At 68.6% G+C, this 22075-nt stretch carries 20 protein-coding genes; 16 read left to right on the top strand and 4 right to left on the bottom strand.

Annotation, left to right across the window (positions count from 1 at the left end; all coding sequences use genetic code 11):
* Positions 1 to 36: 36 nt before the first annotated feature.
* From HMPREF2716_RS06015 to atsA, 3 genes are all read left to right on the top strand, one after another.
* A complete protein-coding gene (locus HMPREF2716_RS06015; RefSeq protein WP_003106694.1) occupies positions 37 to 1653 on the top strand; it encodes an ABC transporter permease in 1617 nt (538 codons plus the stop codon).
* Positions 1650 to 2489 carry an ABC transporter ATP-binding protein gene (locus HMPREF2716_RS06010; RefSeq protein WP_003137062.1) on the top strand — a complete coding sequence of 280 codons (840 nt, stop codon included), beginning with the start codon at positions 1650 to 1652 and terminating at the stop codon, positions 2487 to 2489. Before HMPREF2716_RS06015 ends, HMPREF2716_RS06010 begins: the two co-directional genes overlap by 4 nt.
* Before the next feature lie 87 nt (positions 2490 to 2576).
* Entirely contained in the window at positions 2577 to 4187 is a 1611-nt protein-coding gene (gene atsA / locus HMPREF2716_RS06005; RefSeq protein WP_003162953.1) for an arylsulfatase AtsA, read from the top strand.
* Positions 4188 to 4286: 99 nt separating this feature from the next.
* Here atsA and HMPREF2716_RS06000 read toward each other — a convergent pair whose 3' ends face one another.
* Entirely contained in the window at positions 4287 to 5039 is a 753-nt protein-coding gene (locus tag HMPREF2716_RS06000) for a 3-oxoacyl-ACP reductase family protein (RefSeq protein ID WP_003106691.1), read from the bottom strand.
* Between the two features lie 116 nt (positions 5040 to 5155).
* On the opposite strand from HMPREF2716_RS06000, the gene HMPREF2716_RS05995 reads away from it, so the two are divergent.
* The 13 genes from HMPREF2716_RS05995 (at position 5156) to siaD (ending at position 19145) form a co-directional block, all read left to right on the top strand.
* Positions 5156 to 6088 (top strand): LysR family transcriptional regulator, encoded by a 933-nt coding sequence (locus tag HMPREF2716_RS05995; protein ID WP_003083951.1) that lies wholly within the window; start codon positions 5156 to 5158, stop codon positions 6086 to 6088.
* A 180-nt stretch (positions 6089 to 6268) separates the two neighbouring features.
* Positions 6269 to 7453 carry a trichloroethylene chemotactic transducer CttP gene (gene cttP, locus HMPREF2716_RS05990; RefSeq protein WP_009875676.1) on the top strand — a complete coding sequence of 395 codons (1185 nt, stop codon included), beginning with the start codon at positions 6269 to 6271 and terminating at the stop codon, positions 7451 to 7453.
* A 197-nt stretch (positions 7454 to 7650) separates the two neighbouring features.
* Positions 7651 to 8016 (top strand): response regulator, encoded by a 366-nt coding sequence (locus HMPREF2716_RS05985; RefSeq protein ID WP_003083943.1) that lies wholly within the window; start codon positions 7651 to 7653, stop codon positions 8014 to 8016.
* A 27-nt stretch (positions 8017 to 8043) separates the two neighbouring features.
* Positions 8044 to 9963, top strand: coding sequence for a chemotaxis protein CheA (locus tag HMPREF2716_RS05980; RefSeq protein WP_003117226.1), 1920 nt, complete (start codon positions 8044 to 8046; stop codon positions 9961 to 9963).
* On the top strand, positions 9950 to 10435 hold the full coding sequence (locus HMPREF2716_RS05975; RefSeq protein WP_003083938.1) for a chemotaxis protein CheW: 486 nt from the start codon (positions 9950 to 9952) through the stop codon (positions 10433 to 10435). Before HMPREF2716_RS05980 ends, HMPREF2716_RS05975 begins: the two co-directional genes overlap by 14 nt.
* A gap of 35 nt (positions 10436 to 10470) precedes the next feature.
* Positions 10471 to 12510: an aerotaxis transducer Aer2 gene (gene aer2, locus HMPREF2716_RS05970; RefSeq protein ID WP_003102224.1), complete on the top strand. Its 2040-nt coding sequence runs from the start codon at positions 10471 to 10473 to the stop codon at positions 12508 to 12510.
* 69 nt (positions 12511 to 12579) lie between these two features.
* Positions 12580 to 13422: a CheR family methyltransferase gene (locus HMPREF2716_RS05965; RefSeq protein WP_003102222.1), complete on the top strand. Its 843-nt coding sequence runs from the start codon at positions 12580 to 12582 to the stop codon at positions 13420 to 13422.
* A 5-nt stretch (positions 13423 to 13427) separates the two neighbouring features.
* Positions 13428 to 14030 (top strand): chemoreceptor glutamine deamidase CheD, encoded by a 603-nt coding sequence (cheD, locus tag HMPREF2716_RS05960; protein ID WP_003102220.1) that lies wholly within the window; start codon positions 13428 to 13430, stop codon positions 14028 to 14030.
* 19 nt (positions 14031 to 14049) lie between these two features.
* Positions 14050 to 15099 (top strand): protein-glutamate methylesterase/protein-glutamine glutaminase, encoded by a 1050-nt coding sequence (locus HMPREF2716_RS05955; protein ID WP_003083922.1) that lies wholly within the window; start codon positions 14050 to 14052, stop codon positions 15097 to 15099.
* A 262-nt stretch (positions 15100 to 15361) separates the two neighbouring features.
* Positions 15362 to 17353, top strand: coding sequence for a biofilm regulation protein phosphatase SiaA (gene siaA / locus HMPREF2716_RS05950; protein ID WP_016263969.1), 1992 nt, complete (start codon positions 15362 to 15364; stop codon positions 17351 to 17353).
* An 8-nt stretch (positions 17354 to 17361) separates the two neighbouring features.
* Positions 17362 to 17904, top strand: a complete 543-nt coding sequence (siaB, locus tag HMPREF2716_RS05945; RefSeq protein ID WP_003083916.1) for a biofilm formation regulator kinase SiaB — start codon at positions 17362 to 17364, stop codon at positions 17902 to 17904.
* A 26-nt stretch (positions 17905 to 17930) separates the two neighbouring features.
* Positions 17931 to 18311, top strand: a complete 381-nt coding sequence (gene siaC, locus HMPREF2716_RS05940) for a biofilm formation regulator SiaD modulator protein SiaC (RefSeq protein WP_003102215.1) — start codon at positions 17931 to 17933, stop codon at positions 18309 to 18311.
* Positions 18312 to 18317: 6 nt separating this feature from the next.
* Positions 18318 to 19145: a biofilm formation regulator diguanylate cyclase SiaD gene (gene siaD, locus HMPREF2716_RS05935; protein WP_003083910.1), complete on the top strand. Its 828-nt coding sequence runs from the start codon at positions 18318 to 18320 to the stop codon at positions 19143 to 19145.
* A gap of 6 nt (positions 19146 to 19151) precedes the next feature.
* On the opposite strand, the gene HMPREF2716_RS05930 is transcribed toward siaD, so the two are convergent.
* From HMPREF2716_RS05930 to HMPREF2716_RS05920, 3 genes are all read right to left on the bottom strand, one after another.
* Positions 19152 to 19742 (bottom strand): IMPACT family protein, encoded by a 591-nt coding sequence (locus tag HMPREF2716_RS05930; RefSeq protein ID WP_070621836.1) that lies wholly within the window; start codon positions 19740 to 19742, stop codon positions 19152 to 19154.
* A gap of 5 nt (positions 19743 to 19747) precedes the next feature.
* Positions 19748 to 20413, bottom strand: coding sequence for a TetR/AcrR family transcriptional regulator (locus HMPREF2716_RS05925; RefSeq protein ID WP_031801244.1), 666 nt, complete (start codon positions 20411 to 20413; stop codon positions 19748 to 19750).
* Positions 20414 to 20505: 92 nt separating this feature from the next.
* Positions 20506 to 21912: a uracil-xanthine permease family protein gene (locus tag HMPREF2716_RS05920; protein ID WP_003162957.1), complete on the bottom strand. Its 1407-nt coding sequence runs from the start codon at positions 21910 to 21912 to the stop codon at positions 20506 to 20508.
* Positions 21913 to 22075 lie beyond the last annotated feature (163 nt).

Genomic DNA, 22075 nt, shown 5'->3' with positions numbered 1-22075 from the left:
GCGAAAAAATGCATTGATTCGGCGATTTATATTCCCATGAAGAATATCGATAAAACCCTTTCGCCCGCCTGGAGCCGGCCCCTGCCGCGCCTGGCGCCGCCGCCCTCCGCGGCTTTCGCCCGGCGCCTGGGGGACGGCCTGCTGCCCTGGTTGCTGCCGCTCGGGCTGGCGCTGCTGTGGTGGGTCGCCAGCCATCGCCACTGGATGTCGGCCCAGGTGCTGCCAACTCCCGAGCTGGTCTGGCAGAGCGCCCGCGAGTTGCTCGCCGGCGAACTCTGGAGCGAATTGGCGATCAGCCTGCGGCGCCTGGCCTGGGGCCTGCTCGCCGGGGTCGCCAGCGGCGCCGCGCTAGGCGCCTGGCTAGGCTTCAGTCCGCGTGCCGAGCGCCTGGTCTTCCCCACCTTCAGCGCCCTCGCGCAAATCCCCACGCTGGCCTGGATCCCGCTGTTCATGCTGTTCTTCGGCATCGGCGAACTGCTCAAGCTGGTGGTGCTGGTGAAAGCGGTCGTGGTGCCGGTGACCATCCATACCCTGGTCGGCGTGCGCGACGCCCAGCCCAAGCTGCGCGAAGCCGCCGCAGTACTGCGCCTGCCGCCACGCCTGCTGGTCTGGCGGCTGATCCTGCCGGCGGCGCTGCCGGCCTTCCTCACCGGGCTGCGCCTGGCCCTGGCGCAGGGCTGGACCTCGCTGCTGGCGGTCGAGTTGCTGGCTTCCAGCGAGGGTATCGGCTACCTGATGGTGCAGGGCCGGCAACTGTTCATGCTCGACATCGTGTTCGTCTGCATCCTCATCATCGGCCTGGTCGGGGTGGGCATGGACCGCGCCATCCAGTGGCTCGACCGCCGCCTGCTGCACTGGCCGCAAGCCGCCACCGGCGAATTCCGCCGGCGCCCGCCGGGACGCGGCTGGCAGCGCCTGCAGGTGTGGCTGCCGCCGCTGGCGCTGCTGCTCCTGTGGCAGTCGGCGAGCAGCGCCGAATGGGTCGACCCGGCGATCCTCGCCAGCCCTCTGGAAGTGGCGCGGGCGACCTGGAGCGGAGCGCTCGACGGCAGCCTCCCAGGCGCCCTGTTCGACAGCCTGAAGCGCACGCTCGGCGGGCTCCTGCTGGGCGGCGGCCTGGGTTTCCTCGGCGGCCTGCTGCTCGGCCTGTGGCGCCCGGCGGAACGCTTCTTCGGCCCCACTTTCGCGGCACTGCGGCAGGTGGCGATCTTCGCCTGGGTACCGCTGCTCACCGCCTGGTTCGGCCTGGGCGAACCGGCCAAGCTGACGTTCGTCGCAATCGCCGCCTTCTTCCCGCTGCTGCTGGCCACCCAGCGCGGCATCGCCAGCCTGCCGCCGAGCCTCGGCGAGGCGGCCCGGGTGCTGCGCCTGGGTCCCTGGCGACGGCTGCTCCGGCTGGTCCTGCCGGGTGCCGCCCCGTCGGTGTTCGCCGGCCTGCGCCTGGCGCTGATCTACGCCTGGCTGGGAACCATCGGCGCCGAGTACTTCATGCCCTCCGACGGCGGCATCGGCAGCCTGATGATCGGCGCCCAGCAATTGTTCCGCATGGACCTGATCGGCGCCGGCATGCTCCTGGTCGGCCTCACCGGCGCCCTGCTCAATGCCCTCGGCCAACGCATCGAAGCGCGCGCCACGCGCTGGAGACACGCATGAACGCATTCACCGCGCCCGCCACGGGCACCCCGCTGGTCAGCTTCCGCCAGGTGCGCAAGCACTTCGCCGTGGACGGCCGGCGACTGGAAGCGATCCAGCAGTTCGACCTGGAGATCGGCGAGGGCGAGTTCATCGCCATCGTCGGCGCCAGTGGCTGCGGCAAGTCGACCCTGCTGCGCCTGCTGATCGGCCTGGACCGCGACTACGACGGCGAGATCCGCGTCGACGGCCGGCCAATCGCCGGCATCGGCGGCGAACGCGGCATCGTGTTCCAGGAGCACCGCCTGTTCCCCTGGCTGACGGTGCAGCAGAACGTCGCCCTCGGCCTGGTCAACGAAGCCCTTGGCGAAACCGACAAGGCGGCGCGGATCGACGAATACATCCGCCTGGTCGGCCTGCACGGCTTCGAGCGTGCCTACCCGCACCAGTTGTCCGGCGGCATGGCCCAGCGCGTGGCGATCGCCCGTGGCCTGGTGGCCAGCCCGCGCCTGCTGCTGCTCGACGAGCCGTTCAGCGCCCTCGACGCACTGACCCGCCAGCAGTTGCAGGAAGAGTTGCTGGCGATCCGTCGGCGCACCCGCATCACCACCCTGCTGGTCACCCACGACGTCGAGGAGGCGCTCTACCTGGCCGACCGGGTGGTGGTGATGGAGCCGCGCCCGGGGCGGATCAGGCGGGTGGTCGAGGTGGACCTGGCGCATCCGCGCGAGCGCGGTGGCTTCGACTTCCTGCGCCAGCGCGAAGCGCTGCTGCACGAACTGACCGCCGACGGCGAGTACGTCGCGCCACCGCCGCGACGGGTGGAAAACCTGCCCTTCGAATTCCTCGCTTGCTGAAAAGCCCCTTGCCCTGGCCCTTTCCCCCTGCGGGAAGGGCGGGGGCGAGGGCCCCACCCTCTCCTCCCATCCAGACGAGACCCGCGCATGAGCAAACGTCCCAACTTCCTGGTGATCGTCGCCGACGACCTGGGCTTCTCCGATATCGGCGCCTTCGGCGGCGAGATCGCCACGCCGAACCTCGACGCCCTGGCCATCGCCGGCCTGCGCCTGACCGACTTCCACACCGCCTCGACCTGCTCGCCGACCCGCTCGATGCTGCTCACCGGCACCGACCACCACATCGCCGGGATCGGCACCATGGCCGAGGCGCTGACCCCGGAACTGGAAGGCAAGCCGGGTTACGAAGGGCATCTCAACGAGCGCGTGGTGGCGCTGCCGGAGCTGCTCCGCGAGGCCGGCTACCAGACCCTCATGGCCGGCAAGTGGCACCTCGGTCTGAAGCCGGAACAGACGCCCCATGCGCGTGGTTTCGAGCGTTCCTTCTCGCTGCTGCCGGGCGCCGCCAACCACTACGGCTTCGAGCCTCCCTACGACGAAAGCACTCCGCGCATTCTCAAGGGCACGCCGGCGCTCTACGTGGAAGACGAGCGCTACCTCGACACGCTGCCGGAGGGTTTCTATTCCTCCGATGCCTTCGGCGACAAGCTGCTGCACTACCTCAAGGAGCGCGACCAGAGCCGGCCGTTCTTCGCCTACCTGCCGTTCTCCGCGCCGCACTGGCCACTGCAGGCGCCGCAGGAGATCGTCGAGAAGTACCGCGGCCGCTATGACGCCGGCCCAGAGGCGCTGCGCCAGGAACGCCTGGCCCGGCTCAAGGAGCTGGGCCTGGTGGAGGCGGACGTCGAAGCCCATCCGGTGCTCGCCCTGAGCCGCGAGTGGGAGGCCCTGGAGGATGAGGAACGGGCGAAGTCGGCGCGGGCGATGGAGGTCTACGCGGCGATGGTCGAGCGCATGGACTGGAACATCGGCAGGGTCGTGGACTACCTGCGTCGGCAGGGCGAGCTGGACAACACCTTCGTCCTGTTCATGTCCGACAACGGCGCCGAAGGCGCCCTGCTGGAGGCCTTTCCGAAATTCGGCCCGGATTTGCTGGGCTTTCTCGACCGGCACTACGACAACAGCCTGGAGAATATCGGCCGCGCCAATTCCTACGTCTGGTATGGCCCGCGCTGGGCCCAGGCGGCCACCGCGCCGTCGCGCCTGTACAAGGCGTTCACCACCCAGGGCGGCATTCGCGTGCCAGCGCTGGTGCGCTACCCGCGGCTAAGCCGGCAGGGTGCGATCAGCCATGCCTTCGCCACGGTGATGGACGTCACCCCGACCCTCCTCGACCTCGCCGGTGTCCGCCACCCAGGCAAGCGCTGGCGCGGCCGCGAGATCGCCGAGCCGCGCGGCAGGTCTTGGCTGGGTTGGCTTTCCGGCGAGACCGAGGCGGCCCACGACGAGAACACCGTGACCGGCTGGGAGCTGTTCGGCATGCGTGCGATCCGCCAGGGCGACTGGAAGGCGGTGTACCTGCCGGCCCCGGTGGGCCCGGCCACCTGGCAGCTCTACGACCTGGCCCGCGACCCGGGCGAGATCCACGACCTCGCTGACAGCCAGCCGGGCAAGCTGGCGGAGCTGATCGAGCATTGGAAGCGATACGTCAGCGAGACCGGTGTCGTAGAGGGGGCTTCGCCTTTCCTGGTGCGATAAGCGGAACCTCTCCCCTCGCCCTCTCCCTTCAGGAGGGAACGTCTGGCCAGAAGGTCGGGGAGAGGGGCTACTTCGCCGGGTGGAACGAGGCGACCCGGGTCAGGCCGAGAAACCGCCATCGATGGTCAGGCTGGCCCCGGTGATGTAGGCCGCTTCCGGCCCGGCCAGGTAGGCGACGAAGCTGGCGATTTCCTCGCTGCGGGCGTAGCGCGGCAGCGCCATCAGGCCCTTGAGGGCCTCGGCGAAGTCGCCGTCGTCCGGGTTCATGTCGGTATCCACCGGACCCGGCTGCACGTTGTTCACCGTGATCCCGCGCGGGCCGAGGTCGCGGGCCAGGCCTTTGGTCAGGCCGACCAGCGCCGACTTGCTCATCGCGTAGGTGGCGCCGCCGGCGAACGGCATGCGTTCGGCATTGGTGCTGCCGATGCTGATCACCCGCCCGCCGTCGCCCATGTGCTTGACCGCCGCCTGGGTGGCGACGAAGACGCTGCGCACGTTGATCGCCAGGGTCCGCTCGAAGTCGGCCAGCGGCAGCTCTTCCACCGAACCGAGGGCGAGGACGGCGGCATTGTTGACCAGGATGTCGATGCGTCCGAAGCGAGCCGCCGCTTCGTCGACGGCGGCGACGAGCGCCGCCGCGTCGGCGCTATCGGCATGCAGGGCCAGGATGCTGGCTCCGGCGCCTTCGAGTTCGGCCGCCAGGGCCCGGGACTTGTCCGCCGAGCTGACGTAGGTGAAGGCGACGCTGGCGCCTTCGGCGGCCAGCCGGCGAACGATGGCGGCGCCGATGCCGCGGGAACCGCCCTGGACGAAGGCGACTTTGCCGGCGAGGGATGCAGAGGATACGGACATGGAAATCTCCATCGGAGTGGATAGACAGGCCCCGAGTTTCCGTCGTCCATTGCAGACCTGGTAGCGGGTAATCGCTATATTCAGCCGATACCAATGGTTTATGCGGGCCCTTTCCCATGGAAACCCTCAGCAACATCCAGTGCTTCGTCCGCAGCGCCGAGGCCGGTAGCTTCGCCGAGGCCGCCAGGCGCCTGGGCCTGACGCCGGCCGGGGTGGGCAAGAACGTCGCCCGCCTGGAAAGCAACCTCGGCGTGCGCCTGTTCCAGCGCAGCACCCGGCGCCTGACCCTGACCGAAGCCGGGGAGCGTTTCCTGCAAGAGGTCGGCGGCAGCCTGGAGGGCATCCAGACCGCTCTCGCCAACGTCTCCAGCGTCGGCAACCAACCCAGCGGCACGTTGAAGGTCAGCATGGGGCTGGCCTTCGGCCGCGACTACATCCTGCCGCTGCTCGGCGAGTTCCTCGAACGCTATCCCGACATCGTGCCCGACTGGCATTTCGACAATCGCCAGGTCGACCTCATCGGCGAAGGCTTCGACGCCGCCATCGGCGGCGGTTTCGAACTGCCTCCCGGGGTGGTGGCGCGCAACCTAACGCCGGGCCACCTGATCCTCCTCGCCTCGCCCGCCTACCTCCGCGACAAGCCGCCAATCCGCCATCCAGGCGACCTGGGCGGCTTCGACGGGATCCGCATCCGCTCGCCGCAGACCGGCCGCGTGCGCTCCTGGCCGCTGCGCCGGCGCAACGGCGAGGAGGCGCCGATCGAGCTGCGCGAACGCATGACCATGAGCGACCCGGAAGCCACCTGCGAGGTCGCCGCCATGGGCCTGGGCATCACCCTGGTATGCATGCAGCACGCCTATGCCTACCTGGAGTCCGGCGCCCTGGTGCGGGTCCTGCCGGACTGGTACGTCGACGCCGGCAACACCAGCCTCTACTACGCGGCGAACAAGCTGCTACCGGCCAAGACCCGGGTCTTCGTCGACTTCGTCGTCGACTACTTCCGCCGCCAGGACCTGGCCCGGCGCTTCTCCGCCTTCCCAACCGGCTAGCGCCAGCCATCCGTCGCCTCGGCAAACGGGAAAAGGCCCTGGCACCGGCCTCGCCGGAAAAACGGCAGTTTGACATTACCGATTGGGACTCTAGTTTTAGAAAACGCCGCCGACGAGCTTGGAAGGCGTCTTCCGCACGGTCCCGAGGGACCGCCTGGAAGCCCTGCTCCGATCCGGCACATGGAGTGCAGCATGCGCGAGTCCCTCGGTGTTTCGTTACCATCCCGGCCCCTGCTGCTGAAGCTGGGCCTGCTTTCCCTACCCTGGGCGTTGTGCGCCGGGCTGCATGCCGTCGGCCTCGGCGTCTGGCTGGTCCTGGCGCTCGGTTGGTTCGCCAGCCTGGCCATGCTCGTCCTCCTCCTGCGCGCCCCTCGGCAAGCGGTAGCGAATGCCAACCCGCAGGCGGATGCCGCTTCGCCGGCCTGGAGCGCGGCGCAACGGGCGCTCGCCGACGAAACCGCGCAACTGGACGGTCACGCCCGGCAGATCGACGAACTGCTGCATTCGGCGATCCGCCAGCTCAGCGACAGCTTCCACGGCCTCGCCGAACGCATCGATACCCAGCGCGGCCTGTCCCATTCGCTGATCGAGCGCTACGACGGGCGCGGCCAGGTCGACGAAGGCATCAACTTCCAGGACTTCGTCAGGACCACCCAGCAGACCCTCAGCCTGTTCGTCGAGGCTACCCTGGAAACCAGCCGGACCTCGCAGCAACTGGTGGAACGCATGGACCAGGTGCGCCTGAAGATCACCGAGATCCTGCAGTCGACCCAGGACATGGACGCCATCGCCAAGCAGACCAACCTGCTCGCCCTCAACGCTGCCATCGAGGCCGCCCGAGCCGGCGAGAGCGGCCGCGGCTTCGCCGTGGTCGCCGATGAAGTGCGCGCGCTGTCGACCCGCTCCACGGAGTTTTCCGCCGCCATCCGCAAGCACGTCGACGTGGTCCACCACGAGATCCAGGACGCCGAGAGCGCGATCTCGCAACTGGCCGACAAGGACATGTCCTTCGCCCTCGATTCCAAGCACAAGATCCAGGGCATGCTCGATGACCTGGAGGCGATGAACCGGCACACCCTGAAGGTCATCCACGAACTGGACCGGCTCTCGCTGGAAGTCGGCCAGGGCGTCGACGCGGCGGTCACCGCCCTGCAATTCCAGGACATGGGCAGCCAGTTGCTCGGCCAGATGCGCAAGCACCATGCGCGTCTTGGCGCCTTCGCCCTCGGCCTCGGCGCGCTGGAGGCGCGGCCGCGCCAGGAATGGCCCGAACGGGTCGCGCGGGAGGTCGAGGAACTGCGCCGGCCCTTGCCCAGCCCGGTGAGCCAGAACAGCGTCAACGTGGGCGAAGTGGAATTGTTCTGAGGGGTATCGATAGCCAATCCGTCTAACCGGATAACTATCCGACGAGAAACCGGCGCCAATAATTGAAATCCACCGGACATTGTCTTTACTGGAACTAGCAAAGGGCCATCAGAGCCCTCCGTCACAGCCACCTGGCACACACCACCTTCGCCGCCGAGCTTGGCGCTGCGGTAGGGACACCGTGAGGACGCAAGACCATGGGCAAACCGATTCTGATCGTCGACGACTCGGCGTCTATCCGCCAGATGCTGAGCTTCACCCTGAAGTCCGCCGGCTACGAGGTGGACGAGGCCGCGGACGGCAAGGAAGGCCTCGGCAAGGCCCAGAGCAAGAGCTACAGCCTGGTGTTCACCGACCAGAACATGCCGAACATGGACGGCCTGTCGCTGATCCGCAGCCTGCGTAACCTGGCCGGCTACCGCAGCGTGCCGATCCTCATGCTGACCACCGAATCGAGCGACGCGATGAAGCAGCAGGGGCGTAGCGCCGGCGCCACCGGCTGGCTGGTGAAGCCGTTCGACCCGCCGAAACTGCTCGAAGTGACGCGCAAGGTCCTGCCCTGATTCCCGTTCCCCCGCGGGGGAGGTCCCATGCCCCAGGATATGAGCCAGTTTCTCCAGGTGTTCTTCGAGGAAACCGAGGAACACCTGGCCACCCTCGAACTCCTCCTGATCGGTCTCGACCTGGACCGGCCGGACAGCGAGACGCTGCACGGCATCTTCCGCGCCGCGCATTCGATCAAGGGTTCCAGCGGAATGTTCGGTTTCGACGACATCACCGCCGTCACCCACGAACTGGAGACCCTGCTCGACCGCATCCGCTGTGGCCAGATGCACCTGCGGCCGGACATGATCAGTTCCTTCCTCGAAGCCCGCGACGTGTTGCAGCGCCTGCTCGACGCCCATCGCAGCGGCAGTCCCGACCCCGGGGTGCCGTTGCTGGAGACGGTCGAGCGGCTGCGCGGCTGGCTGCGGGTGCCGGAACAGGAAGCGGCGGAGGAAGGCTTCGGCCTGTTCGACGACGCGCCCGCCAGGGAAACCGCGGACGACGATGCCTTCGGCTTCTTCGACGAAGGCCCGGGCGCTCCGGAACGAGCGGCCGCGCCGGAAGCGTTCGGGCTCTTCGACGAGGCGCCCGGCGCACCGGCCGCGAGCGAAGCGTTCGGCCTCTTCGATGAGGCACCGGGTTCCCCACCTACGGAGGAACGCGCCTTCGGCCTGTTCGACGGCGCCCCCGGCAGCCCCGCCGCGCCCAGTGCGCCCGCGCAAGCCGTCGCCGCGACGGCCAGGGGCGCAGTCGCGCCCGTGCGTGGCGACGGCGAGTCCGGCTCGATCCGGGTCAGCGTGGAAAAGATCGACAGCCTGATCAACCTGGTCGGCGAACTGGTGATCACCCAGGCCATGCTCGGCCAGCTCGGCGAGCAGCTCGACCCGAGCCGCCACGAGCGCCTGCAGCACGCCCTGGCCCAGCTCGAACACAACACCCGCGACCTGCAGGAGTCGGTGATGTCGATCCGCATGCTGCCGATCAACTTCATCTTCAGCCGCTTCCCCAGGCTGGTGCGCGACACCGCCACGCGCCTGGGCAAGCAGGTCGAGCTGCACCTGCACGGCGAGCACACCGAACTGGACAAGAGCGTGATCGAGAAACTCAGCGATCCGCTCACCCACATCGTCCGCAACAGCATCGACCACGGCATCGAAACGCCCGCCGAACGCCTCGCCGCCGGCAAGCCGGCGAGCGGCACGGTGAAGCTCGCCGCCAGCCACCAGGGCGGCAGCGTGGTGGTGGAGGTTTCCGACGACGGTCGCGGCCTGTCGCGTCCGCGTATCCTCGCCAAGGCCCGCGAGCGCAACCTGCCGGTGCATGACGGGATGAGCGACGCCGAGGTCTGGCAACTGGTGTTCATGCCCGGCTTCTCCACCGCCGAGGCGGTCACCGAGCTGTCCGGACGCGGCGTCGGCATGGACGTGGTGAAGCGCAACATCGGTGCCATGGGCGGGCGCATCGACATCGACTCGGCGCCCGGCATGGGCACTCGCATCGGCATCCGCCTGCCGCTGACCCTGGCGATCCTCGACGGCCTGATCGTCGCCGTCGAAGCGGTCAACTACGTGATTCCGCTGACCTACATCGTCGAGTCGCTGCAGGCGCGCAGCGACGACGTGCGCGGCCTCGGCGGCGAAGACAACGCGATGATCCGCGTACGCGGCGAGTACCTGCCGCTGTTCAGCCTGCACGAGCTGTTGCGCATCGGCGGCGAAGCGCCGGCGCCGGAGCAGGGCATCGTGGTGATCCTCGAGTCCGAGGGGCGCAGCTTCGCCCTGCAGGTGGACGAACTGGTCGGCCAGCAGCAGGTGGTGATCAAGAGCCTGGAACAGAATTTCCGCCGAGTGGAGGGTATCGCCGGCGCCACCATCATGGGCGACGGCAGCGTCGCCCTGATTCTCGACGTCGATGCGCTGCCACGCCTGGCGGCGCGGGAGGACACCGCCGATGAACGGCACTGAGGCAAGCCAGGCGAACGGCCCGGCGCAGGAATACCTGACCTTCACCCTGGGCCGCGAGGAGTACGCCATCGACATCCTCCGCGTGCAGGAGATCCGCGGCTACGACCAGGTCACCGCGATCGCCAACGCGCCGCCCTTCATCAAGGGCGTGATCAACCTGCGCGGGGCGATCGTGCCGATCGTCGACCTGCGCATCAAGTTCCACCTCGCCGAGGTCACCTACGACCCGTTCACCGTGGTGATCATCCTCAACATCGGCCGGCGCATCGTCGGCGTGGTGGTGGACTCGGTATCCGACGTGATCGCACTGGGCGGCGACGCGATCAGGCCGCCGCCGGAGTTCGGCGCCAGCTTCGACACCGAATACCTGCTCGGCCTGGCCACCGCGGGCGAGCGCATGTTGATCCTGGTGGACATCGAGAGACTGATGACCAGCCGCGAAATGGCGCTGGTCGACGAAGCCGCGGCCTGAGCGGCGCCAACGAGGGATAGGCAGGGGATATCGAAATGGGTCTGTTCAATGCACATGCGGTGGCGCAGCAACGCGCCGACCGGATCGCCACGCTCCTCCAGTCGTTCGCCGACGGCCAGCTCGACACCGCCGTCGGCGAGGCCCCGGCGCCCGGCTACGAGCGTCTCTACGACAGCCTGCGGGCGCTGCAGCGGCAACTGCGCGAACAACGCGCCGAACTCCAGCAGGTGGAAAGCCTGGAGGCGGGGCTGGCGGAGATGAGCCGCCAGCACGAAGCCGGCTGGATCGACCAGACGATTCCCGCCGAACGCCTGGAAGGTCGCGCGGCGCGCATCGCCAAGGGCGTCAACGAACTGGTGTCCGCGCACATCGCGGTGAAGATGAAGGTGGTCAGCGTGGTCACCGCCTACGGCCAGGGCAACTTCGAGCCGCTGATGGACCGCCTGCCGGGCAAGAAGGCGCAGATCACCGAAGCCATCGACGGCGTTCGCGAACGCCTGCGCGGGGCCGCCGAGGCGACCTCGGCGCAACTGGCCACGGCGGCCTACAACGCGCGGATCAAGAGCGCGCTGGACAACGTCTCGGCCAACGTGATGATCGCCGACAACGACCTCAACATCATCTACATGAACCGCACCGTCAGCGAGATGCTCGGTCGCGCCGAAGCGGATATCCGCAAGCAGTTGCCGAACTTCGACGCCGGCCGCCTGATGGGCGCCAACATCGACGTGTTCCACAAGAATCCGGCGCACCAGCGGCACCTGCTGGCCAACCTCACCGGCGTGCACAAGGCCGAGCTCAACCTCGGCGGCCGGCGCTTCTCCCTCGATGTGGTGCCAGTGTTCAACGACGCCAACGAACGCCTCGGCTCCGCCGTGCAATGGACCGACCGCACCGAGGAACACCGCGCCGAGCAGGAAGTCTCGCAACTGGTGCAGGCGGCGGCCGCCGGCGACTTCAGCAAGCGCGTCGAGGAGGCCGGCAAGGAAGGCTTCTTCCTCAGGCTGGCGAAGGACCTGAACAGCCTGGTGGATACCGCCGACCGCGGCTTGCGCGACGTCTCGCGGATGCTCGGGGCGCTGGCCCAGGGCGACCTCACCCAGCGCATCGAGGCCGACTACCAGGGCACCTTCGGCCAGCTCAAGGATTTCTCCAACGACACCGCACAAAGCCTGTCGCGGATGCTCGGGCAGATTCGCGAGGCCGCCGACACCATCAACACCGCCGCCAGCGAGATCGCCAGCGGCAACGCCGAACTTTCGGCGCGCACCGAGCAGCAGGCGTCGAGCCTGGAGGAAACCGCCTCGAGCATGGAAGAACTGACCAGCACGGTGAAGCTCAACGCCGAGAATGCCCGCCAGGCCAACTCGCTGGCGGCCAATGCCTCGGAAGTGGCGACCCAGGGCGGCACCGTGGTGCAGAAGGTGGTCAGCACCATGTCCTCGATCAACGAGTCGGCGCGCAAGATCGCCGACATCATCGGGGTGATCGACGGCATCGCCTTCCAGACCAACATCCTCGCCCTCAACGCCGCGGTCGAGGCAGCCCGCGCCGGCGAGCAGGGCCGCGGCTTCGCGGTGGTCGCCGGGGAAGTGCGCACCCTCGCCCAGCGTTCCGCCGCCGCGGCCAAGGAGATCAAGACGCTGATCTCCGACTCGGTGGACAAGGTGGAGAATGGCAACACCCTGGTGGCCCAGGCCGGACAGACCATGAGCGACATCGTGGTAGCGATCCGCCGGGTCACCGACATCATGTCGGAGATCGCCGCCGCCTCCGCCGAGCAGAGCACCGGCATCGAAGAGGTGAACAGCGCGGTCTCGCAGATGGACGACATGACCCAGCAGAACGCCGCGCTGGTGGAGGAAGCCGCGGCCGCGGCCGAGGCCATGCAGGAGCAGGCGGGCCTGCTCAACCAGTCGGTGGCAGTGTTCAGGCTGGACACTCCGCCGAGCGTGGTCCAGCTCGCCAGCGCGCGGCCGTCCGCGCCACGCCCCAGCGCGCCGGCGCCGCTGGCCCGCAGCGGCATGGCGCGGGCCAGCAAGGCGCGCAAGGAAGACGGCTGGGAAGAGTTCTGAGACCACGCCGCGCCTCCGCCAGGCGGAGGGCGGCAAGCCCTTAGGGTCGACCAGGGAAACCCGACGCCAATGCCCACCTCCACGCCTTCGCCGGTGTTCGGCAACCAGGAGTTCCACTACACCCGCGAGGACTTCCAGCAAGTACGCGAGCGGCTCTACCGGCTGACCGGCATCAGCCTGGCCGAGAGCAAGGCGCAACTGGTCTATAGCCGCCTCTCGCGGCGCCTGCGCCTGTTGCGGCTCGGCAGCTTCGCCGAATATTTCACCCACCTCGACCGCGAGCCGGGCGAGCAGCAGTTGTTCGTCAACGCGCTGACCACCAACCTCACCGCATTCTTTCGCGAACGCCACCACTTCCCCCTGCTCGCCGACCTCGCCCGCCGCCAGTTGCAGCGGCATCGCCCGCTGCGCATCTGGTCGGCGGCGGCGAGTACCGGCGAGGAACCCTATTCGATCGCCATCACCCTGGTGGAGGCGCTGGGCAGCTTCGATCCGCCGGTGAAGATCGTCGCCTCGGACATCGATACCGGGGTGCTCGACTGCGCCCGCCAGGGCGTCTATCCGCTGGAGCGCCTGGAGCAGATGCCGGCGCCGCTGAAGAAACGCTTCTTCCTCCGCGGCACCGGGCCCAACGCCGGCAAGGCGCGGGTGGTGGAGGAACTGCGGCAACTGGTGGAGTTCCGCCAGATCAACCTGCTGGAGGCAGACTGGTCGATCGCCGGGGAACTCGACGCGATCTTCTGCCGCAACGTGATGATCTACTTCGACAAGCCGACCCAGACCCGCTTGCTGGAACGCATGGTGGCCCTGCTGCGGCCGGAGGGCCTGTTCTTCGCCGGGCATTCGGAGAACTTCGTCCACGCCAGCCACCTGGTGCGCTCCGTCGGCCAGACCGTCTACAGCCCGGCCTGATCGCGATGAATCTCCAGGCCCGGGAAGGCGCGCCGCTGAACCGCTACTACGATCCGTACTTCGCCTGCGATGCGGTGAAGCTGTTGCCCGGCGAATACTTCGCCAGCGGCGAAGACCTGGTGATCGTCACCGTGCTCGGCTCCTGCGTCTCGGTGTGCCTGCGCGACCCGCTCAACGGCATCGCCGGGATGAACCACTTCATGCTCCCCGAGCGCGGCCTCGGCGGCGACCCGGCCTCGCCGTCGGCGCGCTACGGCAGCCACGCCATGGAACTGCTGATCAACCGCATGCTGGCCCTCGGCGCCAGCCGCGAGCGCCTGCAGGCCAAGGTCTTCGGCGGCGGCTCGGTACTGCGCCAGATCAGCGCCGCCATCGGCCAGCGCAACGTCGAGTTCACCCTCGACTACCTGGCCACCGAGCGTATCCCGCTGCTCGCCAGCGACGTGCTGGAGGCCTTCCCGCGCAAGATCTACTTCTTCCCGCGCAATGGCCGGGTCCTGGTGAAGTCCCTGGTGGAGCTGAAGAACGACACCGTGCTGCAGCGTGAACGCGACTACCGCCGCCGTATCGACCGCAACGCGGACGGCGGCCCCATCGACCTGTTCTGACTCTCCGGGAGAGCCCGCCATGCCCATCAGTGTCCTGGTCGTCGACGATTCCGCCCTGATCCGCAGCCTGCTCAAGGAGATCATCCAGGCCGACCCGGAGCTGCGCCTGGTCGGCTGCGCGCCGGACGCCTTCGTCGCCCGCGACCTGATCAAGCAGCACGCGCCGGACGTGATCAGCCTCGACGTGGAAATGCCGCGAATGGACGGCCTGACCTTCCTCGACAAGCTGATGAAGGCGCGGCCGACCCCGGTGCTGATGATCTCCTCGCTCACCGAGCGCGGTTCCGAAGCCACCCTGCGCGCGCTGGAACTGGGCGCGGTGGACTTCATCGCCAAGCCCCGGCTGGGCATCGCCGAAGGCATGCAGGCCTATGCCGAGGAAATCCGCGCCAAGCTCAAGACCGTCGCCCGCGCCCGCCTGCGCCGCCGTGCGGCGGACGCGCCGGCGCCGCCGGAAAGCGCGGCGCCGCTGCTCAGCACCGAGAAGATCATCGCCCTCGGCGCCTCCACCGGCGGCACCGAGGCGCTCAAGGAAGTGCTGCTCGGCCTGCCGGCGCACAGTCCCGGGGTGGTCATCACCCAGCACATGCCTCCCGGCTTCACCCGCAGCTTCGCCGAGCGCCTGGATCGCCTGACCCGGCTCAGCGTCAGCGAAGCGCGCGACGGCGACCGCATACTGCCCGGCCACGCCCTGGTCGCGCCGGGCGACCACCACATGGAGGTGCAGCGCTCCGGCGCCAACTACGTGGTGCGTTTGAACCGCCAGGCGCAGGTCAACGGCCACCGCCCGGCAGTGGACGTGATGTTCGAGTCGCTGGCTCGCTGCGCCGGGCGCAACCTGCTCGCCGGGCTGCTCACCGGCATGGGCAAGGACGGCGCGCGCGGGCTCCTGGCGATCCGCCAGGCCGGCGGCTACACCCTGGCCCAGGACGAGGCTACCTGCGTGGTCTACGGCATGCCCCGCGAAGCGGTGGAACTGGGCGCCGCGGAAGACGTGCTGCCGCTCGAACGGATCGCCGCCGCGCTGCTCCAGCAAGCCGCCCGGCGCGGCAGCGGCAACCGCCTCTGAGCGGGATCCTGGCCGGCCCGCTGCGCTTTTTCGCCGCCCCCCGCAACCTCCCCCGCCGAGACCCCGCCGACGACAGGCCCGAACCACGGGCCTTTGCCTGCTCGCCATCATTGTGACGTCAAATTAATGGCGAAATAAAACCAAATTACGTTGCCTGAAATAATGCACATCTGCACAATTGGCCCTTTCGCCAAAAGTTCGACACACGCTTTCGATCCATGATTTCGGCCGCGGGCCGGGCGAGAAACTGATAGGGATAGCCATGGCGGCGAACTGGGGGTTGCGCGGCAAATCGGTGGTGGCGCTGTTGCTGGCCTGTGCCCTGGCACTGGTCCCGGCGGTGCTGCTGGGCTGGCGCGCGATGGACGACATCCGTACGCACTTCGGCCTGGCCTACGCGAAGAACTTCACCCTGCTGCACCGGCAGAAGATCCTCGCCCCGGTCTCCCGCGAACTGGCGTTGTCGCGCCGTTTCGCCGAATCGGTGGTGACCCGCGACTGGCTGCTGAAGGAAGACGACCCGGCGCGCCGCGCGCTGTTCTTCCGCGAGGCCGAGGGCTACCGCGGCGACTTCCGCGACCACGCCTACTTCATCATCGCCAGCGGCTCCCACCACTACTACTTCAACGACGGCCGCCAACCCTACAGCGAACGGCCGCGCTACACCCTGGAGGCCGGCGACCCGGAAGACGCCTGGTACTTCAATACCCTGCGCAACAGCGCCGCCTACAACATCAACGTCAATGTCGACAGCAAGCTGAACCTGACCAAGGTCTGGTTCAACCTGGTGATCCGCGACCAGGGCCGGCCCATCGGCCTGGCCGGCAGCGGCCTGGACCTGAGCGGCTTCCTCGACGACTTCATCATCGCCCGCGAGCCGGGCGTGACGCCGATGATCATCGGCGACGACGGCGCCATCCAGGCCCACCCGGACCGCCGCCTGATCGCCTACAGCTCCGCCGCCGGCGGCGCCAGCGAACGCCACCGGGTGTTCGACCTGCTCGACCAGCCGGAACAGCGCGACGCCCTGCGCGAGGCCATGCGCCTGGCCCGCGCCAAGGCCGGCTCGGTGCACTGCCTGTGGGCCGGCCTCGACGGCCGCCAGCAACTCTTCGCCGTGGCCTACATTCCCCAACTGCGCTGGTACGTGCTCACCGCCGTCGACCTGCACGCCGCCCAGGTCCTCGACAACCGCTGGCTTTGGCCGCTGGCGGGCACGTTCCTGCTGTTGCTGGTGGCCCTGCTGCTGGGCTTCGCCTATGCCGTCGAGCGCCTGCTGTTGCGCCCCCTGCGCAGCCTCAAGCGCTCGGCCAAGGCGATCGCCGCCGGGCGCTACGACACGCCGCTGCCGCTGGCGCGCCAGGACGAGATCGGCTCGCTGTCGAAGGCCTTCGCCAGCATGGCCGACCAGGTCCGCCGGCACACCGCCGAGCTGGAAGACAAGGTCCAGGAGCGCACCCAGGCGCTGGAGGAAGCCAACCGCGAGATGGCCGCCGCGCAGAAGAAGATCGGCGACAGCCTCGACTATGCCAGCCTGATCCAGCGCGCGATCCTCCCCGACCGCCAGCTCAGCGCCACCCTCGGCGAGCATCACTTCATCCTGTGGAAACCGCGCGACGTGGTCGGCGGCGACTTCTACGTGTACCGCGAGCAGGCCGACGGCTACCTGATCGGCGTGGTCGACTGCGCCGGTCACGGCGTGCCCGGCGCGCTGATGACCATGCTCGCCCGCGCCGCCATCGACCACGCCATCGAGGCGGTGGGCAGCCGCGACCCGGCGGCGATCCTCGGCGAGACCGACCAGGCGATGCGCAGCATGCTCAGCCAGGAGCAGATCCCCCAGGCGCTGGCCACCAACATGGATGCCGGGCTGGTCTGGGTCGACCGCCGGCGCCGCCAGCTGGCCTTCGCCGGGGCGAAGATCTCGCTGTACGCCAGCGACGGCGAGGAGGTCCAGGAACTCAAGGGCGCGCGCCGGGCGATCGGCGACAAGCGCCGTGGCGACTACCGCAACATCGAGGTACCGCTGGCGCCGGGCTGGACCTTCTACCTGAGCACCGACGGTTTCCTCGACCAGGCCGGCGGCGAACACGGCTTCGGCTTCGGCAGCCGGCGCTTCGCCGACATGCTCCGCGACCACGCGCGGCAGCCGCTCCCCGAGCAGGCCGAGGCCTTCGTGGCGACGCTCGCCGAGTACCAGGGCGAGCACCCGCAACGCGACGACATCACCATCCTGTCCTTCCGATTCGACTAGGGGCACCCATGGAAACGCTAGACCTGCTGGCCATGCGTGAAAGCTACACCCGCCAACGCATCCTGCTCTGCTTCAACGGACCGATCTCGCGCAGCCTGATCGAGGAGATAGGCCACGCGCTGCGCAACTACCTGCACGCCGAACAGGCCAAGCCGAGCGAAGCGATGGACGTCTTCGCGGTGTACATCGAGATGACCCAGAACATCCGCCACTACGCCAATCTCAAGGGCTACGGCGAACACGAGGCGGCGGCCACGGTAGCCATCGCCCGCAACGAGGACGGCCACTACGTGGTGTCCGCCGGCAACCTGGTGGAACGCGACGACGGCCAGAGCCTGGTGCGCAGCATCCAGGCCATCGCCAACCTCGACAAGGCCGCCCTCAAGGCCGCCTACAAGGAGCAGCTACGCCGCCCGCGCGACAGCGGCTGCGCCAGCGGAGCCGGTCTCGGCCTGCTGGACATCGCCCGCAAGTCCAGCGAACCACTGGCCGCATCGCTGAAGGAACAGCCCGACGGGCGCGCCTTCTTCAGCCTGCGCGCCGTGATCTGACCCCGTGTTTTAGGAAGAACACCATCATGAGTGACCTGCACATACCCGGCACCCAGTCCACGCCCGCCATCCAGGGCGACTGGCAGGCCGGACGCCTGTCCATGCAAGGCGATTCCTACCCGGAAAACTCCTATGAACTGTTCGGCCAGGTGATCGACTGGGTCGAGCGCTTCCTCGCCGCCGGGCAGCGGCCGCTGGAACTGGACCTGCGCCTGCTGTACCTGAACACCAGTTCGATCAAGGCCATGATGGACATCCTCGACCTGCTCGAAGAGGCCCACCAGGGCGGTCGCCCGGTCAGCCTGCGCTGGCACTACGACCGGCGCAACGAACGGGTCGCCGAGCTGGCCGAGGAGTTCCGCGAGGACTGCAGCTTCCCCTTCGCCATCCAGGCCCACGACGAGTAGCCGACGATGAGCCGCGAACGCGAACTGGACGCCTGGATCGACGGCCTGCTGGCCGATCCGCAGTTCCACGGGCATCCGCTGCACCAGGCGCTGGCCCGCCTGCGCCAGCAATCGCTGGAGCAACTGGTGCGGCTGGAGCGCATCGCCCGGATCTCCGACGGTTTCCAGTCGATGGCGCGGGAGCAGAACCTGTCGCTGTCCGAGCGCTACCACAAGCAGCTGCGGCGCCTGGAAAAGGTGGCGCGGATCTCCGACCGCTACCAGCAGATGATGCGCGACCTCAACCTGGCGCTGAAGGAAGCCTCGATCCGCGACCCACTGACCGGCCTGCCCAACCGACGCATGCTGCTGGAGCGCCTCAGGGAGGAGAACGAACGCTCCCAGCGCCACGGCCAGAGCTACGTGCTGGCAATGCTCGATGTGGACTTCTTCAAGCAGGTCAACGATACCTGGGGCCACGACAGCGGTGACCGGGTGCTGGTGGAAATCGCCCGGGCCATGGAGTCCGAGCTACGCGAATACGACCTCTGCGGCCGCTGGGGCGGCGAGGAATTCCTCCTGCTGCTGCCACAGACCCGCCTGCAGGACGCCGGCCCGGTACTCGAGCGGGTGCGCGACAGCGTACGGACCCTGGCGGTACGCGTCGGCACCGAGGCGCTGAGCGTCACCGCCAGCGTCGGCGTTACCGAACACCGCATCGGCGAAACCTATTCGCAGACCGTCAATCGCGCCGACGCCGCACTGCTCGACGCCAAGCGCAGCGGCCGCGACAAATGCGTGTTCGCCGCGCTCCCGCCGCTTCCTGCCCCTTCCCGCCCGGCTCCAGCGCGCTGAGCCTCCTCAGGCGTCCAGCCGCTGCAGCCGCACCTGGCCTCGGCTGAGGTCCACCAGCAGCACCTGAAGCGCCTCGAAGCGCGCCACCGGCAACTCCAGGGTCAGGACGACGCCGTCGGCGCCGTAGTCTTCGGCCGCCACGCTGGCGCCCAGCGCCAGGCTGCGCGCCTTGAGCAACGCGTGGTCGGCGAAGGCACAGGCGAAACGCACCCGGCAGCGCTCGACCAGCTCGCTGCGCGGCGCCTGCTGCAGGCACTTGGCCGCGCCGCCGCCATAGGCGCGGGCGAGGCCGCCGGTGCCGAGCTTGATGCCACCGAACCAGCGGCTGACCAGCACCGCCACGCAGTCCATGTCCTGTCCCTCGATGGCCGCCAGGATCGGCCGCCCGGCGCTGCCGCCGGGTTCGCCGTCGTCGCTGAAGCGGTACTGCGCGCCGCACTTCCAGGCCCAGCAGTTGTGTCCGGCGGAAGCGTCGCGGTGGGCGGCGATGAACGCCTGCGCCTCGTCCTCGTCGGCCACCGGCGCGGCGATGGTGTGGAAGCGGCTCTTGCGGATTTCCTCGCGGTATTCGGCGAGGCCTTGCAGGGTGCTCGGCATCGCGTTCAGGCCGCCGGCGGGGTCAGTCCGCAGCCCTTGAGGATGATCCGCACCAGGTTGTCGGCGGCGGCGGCGAAGTCCTGCCTGGACATGCGCTTGCGGCCGGTGACCAGGCCAATCTGGCTGGCGAAGTCGGCGTAGTGCTGGGTGCTGCCCCAGAGCAGGAAGATCAGGTGCACGGGATCCACCGGGTCCATCCGGCCGGCGGCGATCCAGGCCTCGAATACCGCGGCGCGGCCGCGGAACCAGCTGCGGTAGTCCTGGTTGAAATGCGCGGTGAGGCACTCGCCGCCGCTGATGATCTCCATGGCGAAGATCCGCGAGGCCAGCGGGTAGCGGCGGGAGAACTCCATCTTGGCGCGGATGTAGCGGTCCAGCGCCTCGGCCGGATCGTCGTCGACGCCGAGGGTGTTGAAGGTACTGTCCCAGAGTTCGAGGATGTTGCTCAGCACCGCCGTGTAGAGGCCCAGCTTGTTGCCGAAGTAGTAGTGCAGGTTGGCCTTGGGCAGGCCGACGTTCTGCGCGATGGTGTTCATGCTGGTGCCCTTGAAGCCGTGGCGGGCGAACTCCTCCTCGGCCGCGGCGAGGATCGCCTCCTCGTTCTTCTGGCGGATGCGCCCGGCCGGCTTGTCGCGGGCGGCCGGGTCGTGGGCGGGCACTGTCAGGGTCATGCGCAGGTTTCCATCGGCGTGATCCCCGCGTTGATACCCCAGCCCGGCTGCGGGACACAAGCCAGGCGCGGAAAAATTTGCAAACGCCCGTATCAACCCAGCGGCTTGCGCCAGCGCGCCAGGGCGCCGCCCTTCGCGCTGGCCTGCGCCGCTTCGGCAACGCGCTCCTCGGGCAGCAGCAGGTTGAGCAGGATGGCGGTGATGCCGCCGCTGGTGATCGCCGAGTCGAACAGGGTCTTCACCACCGCCGGCATCTGGTCGAGCAGGGTCGGCTGCGCGGCCACGCCGAGGCCGACGCCGAACGAGGCGGCGATGATCAGCACGCTGCGGCGGTCCATCGGGGTCTGGCCGAGAATGCGGATGCCGGCGGCGGCGACGCTGCCGAACATCACCAGGGTGGCGCCACCGAGCACCGGCTTGGGGATCTGCTGGAGGATCGCGCCGACCCAGGGGAACAGGCCGAGCGCCAGCAACACGCCGCCGATATAGATCCCGACGTGCCGGCTGGCCACCCCGGTGAGCTGGATCACCCCGTTGTTCTGCGCGAAGGTGGTGTTCGGGAAGGCGCTGAAGGTGGCTGCCAGCAGGCAACTGACGCCGTCGCCGAGCACCCCGCCGCGCAACCGCTGCAGGTACGCCGGTCCCTCCAGGGGCTGCCGCGAGAGCATGCAGTTGGCGGTCAGATCGCCGACCGTCTCGATGCTGCTGATCAGGTAGATCAGCGCCACCGGCAGGAAGGCCATCCAGTCGAAGGCGAAGCCGAAGCGGAACGGCTGCGGCAGGCTGACCAGCGGCAGCTCGGGCAACGCCCGCGGAACGAACAGGCCGGTCGCCCAGGCCGCCAGGGTACCCAGCGCCAGGCCGATGACGATGGCGGCCAGGCGCAGCCAGGGCAGGCGCGAGCGGTTCAGCAGGACGATGCTCAGCAGCACCAGCGCGCCCAGCGCGAGATTGGCCGGTGCGCCGAAGTCCGTGGCCCCGGCTCCGCCGCCGAGGTCGGTGATGCCGACCTTGATCAGGCTGACGCCGATCAGGGTGATGACGATGCCGGTGACCAGCGGCGTGATCACCCGGCGAAGATGGCCGAGGAAACGACTGAGGACGATCTGCACGAAGGCGCCGAAGAAGCACACGCCGAAGATCATCGCGAGGATCTCCTCGGGACCGCCGCCGCGCTGCTTCACCAGCATCCCGGCGGCCAGCACGGCGCCGAGGAAGGCGAAGCTGGTGCCTTGCAGGCAGATCATCCCGGCGCCGATGCCGAACGGCCGGCGCGCCTGGATCAGGGTGCCGGCGCCGGAAACCATCAGCGCCATGCTGATCAGGTATGGCAGGTGCTCGCCGAGGCCGAGCAGCGAGCCGATCACCAGCGGCGGAGTGACGATACCGACGAAGCTGGCCAGCACGTGCTGTAGCGCGGCAAGGAAGGCGGGAAGCGGGCGCGGCCGGTCGTCGAGGCCGTAGATGAGGTCGTTGGGGCGTTGGTCTTCGCTATGCATCGGGCCGTCTCAAGTGGCGCTCCTCGGACAGGAGGAGGTTGCACGGCTTCTGCAAAAAGCTGTCCAGGTGATCAGCTTATTCCTGCCGCTCAGGCTGCAGGGCCCGCCCGGCGTGGGTCGAGCGAACAACGGGAGGCAAACGCAAGGACGACGAAGACGACGT

It is taken from the genome of Pseudomonas sp. HMSC076A11, from assembly GCF_001810205.1.
GTDB classification, from domain to species: domain Bacteria; phylum Pseudomonadota; class Gammaproteobacteria; order Pseudomonadales; family Pseudomonadaceae; genus Pseudomonas; species Pseudomonas aeruginosa.
This window is presented reverse-complemented; position numbering and strand designations above follow the sequence as displayed.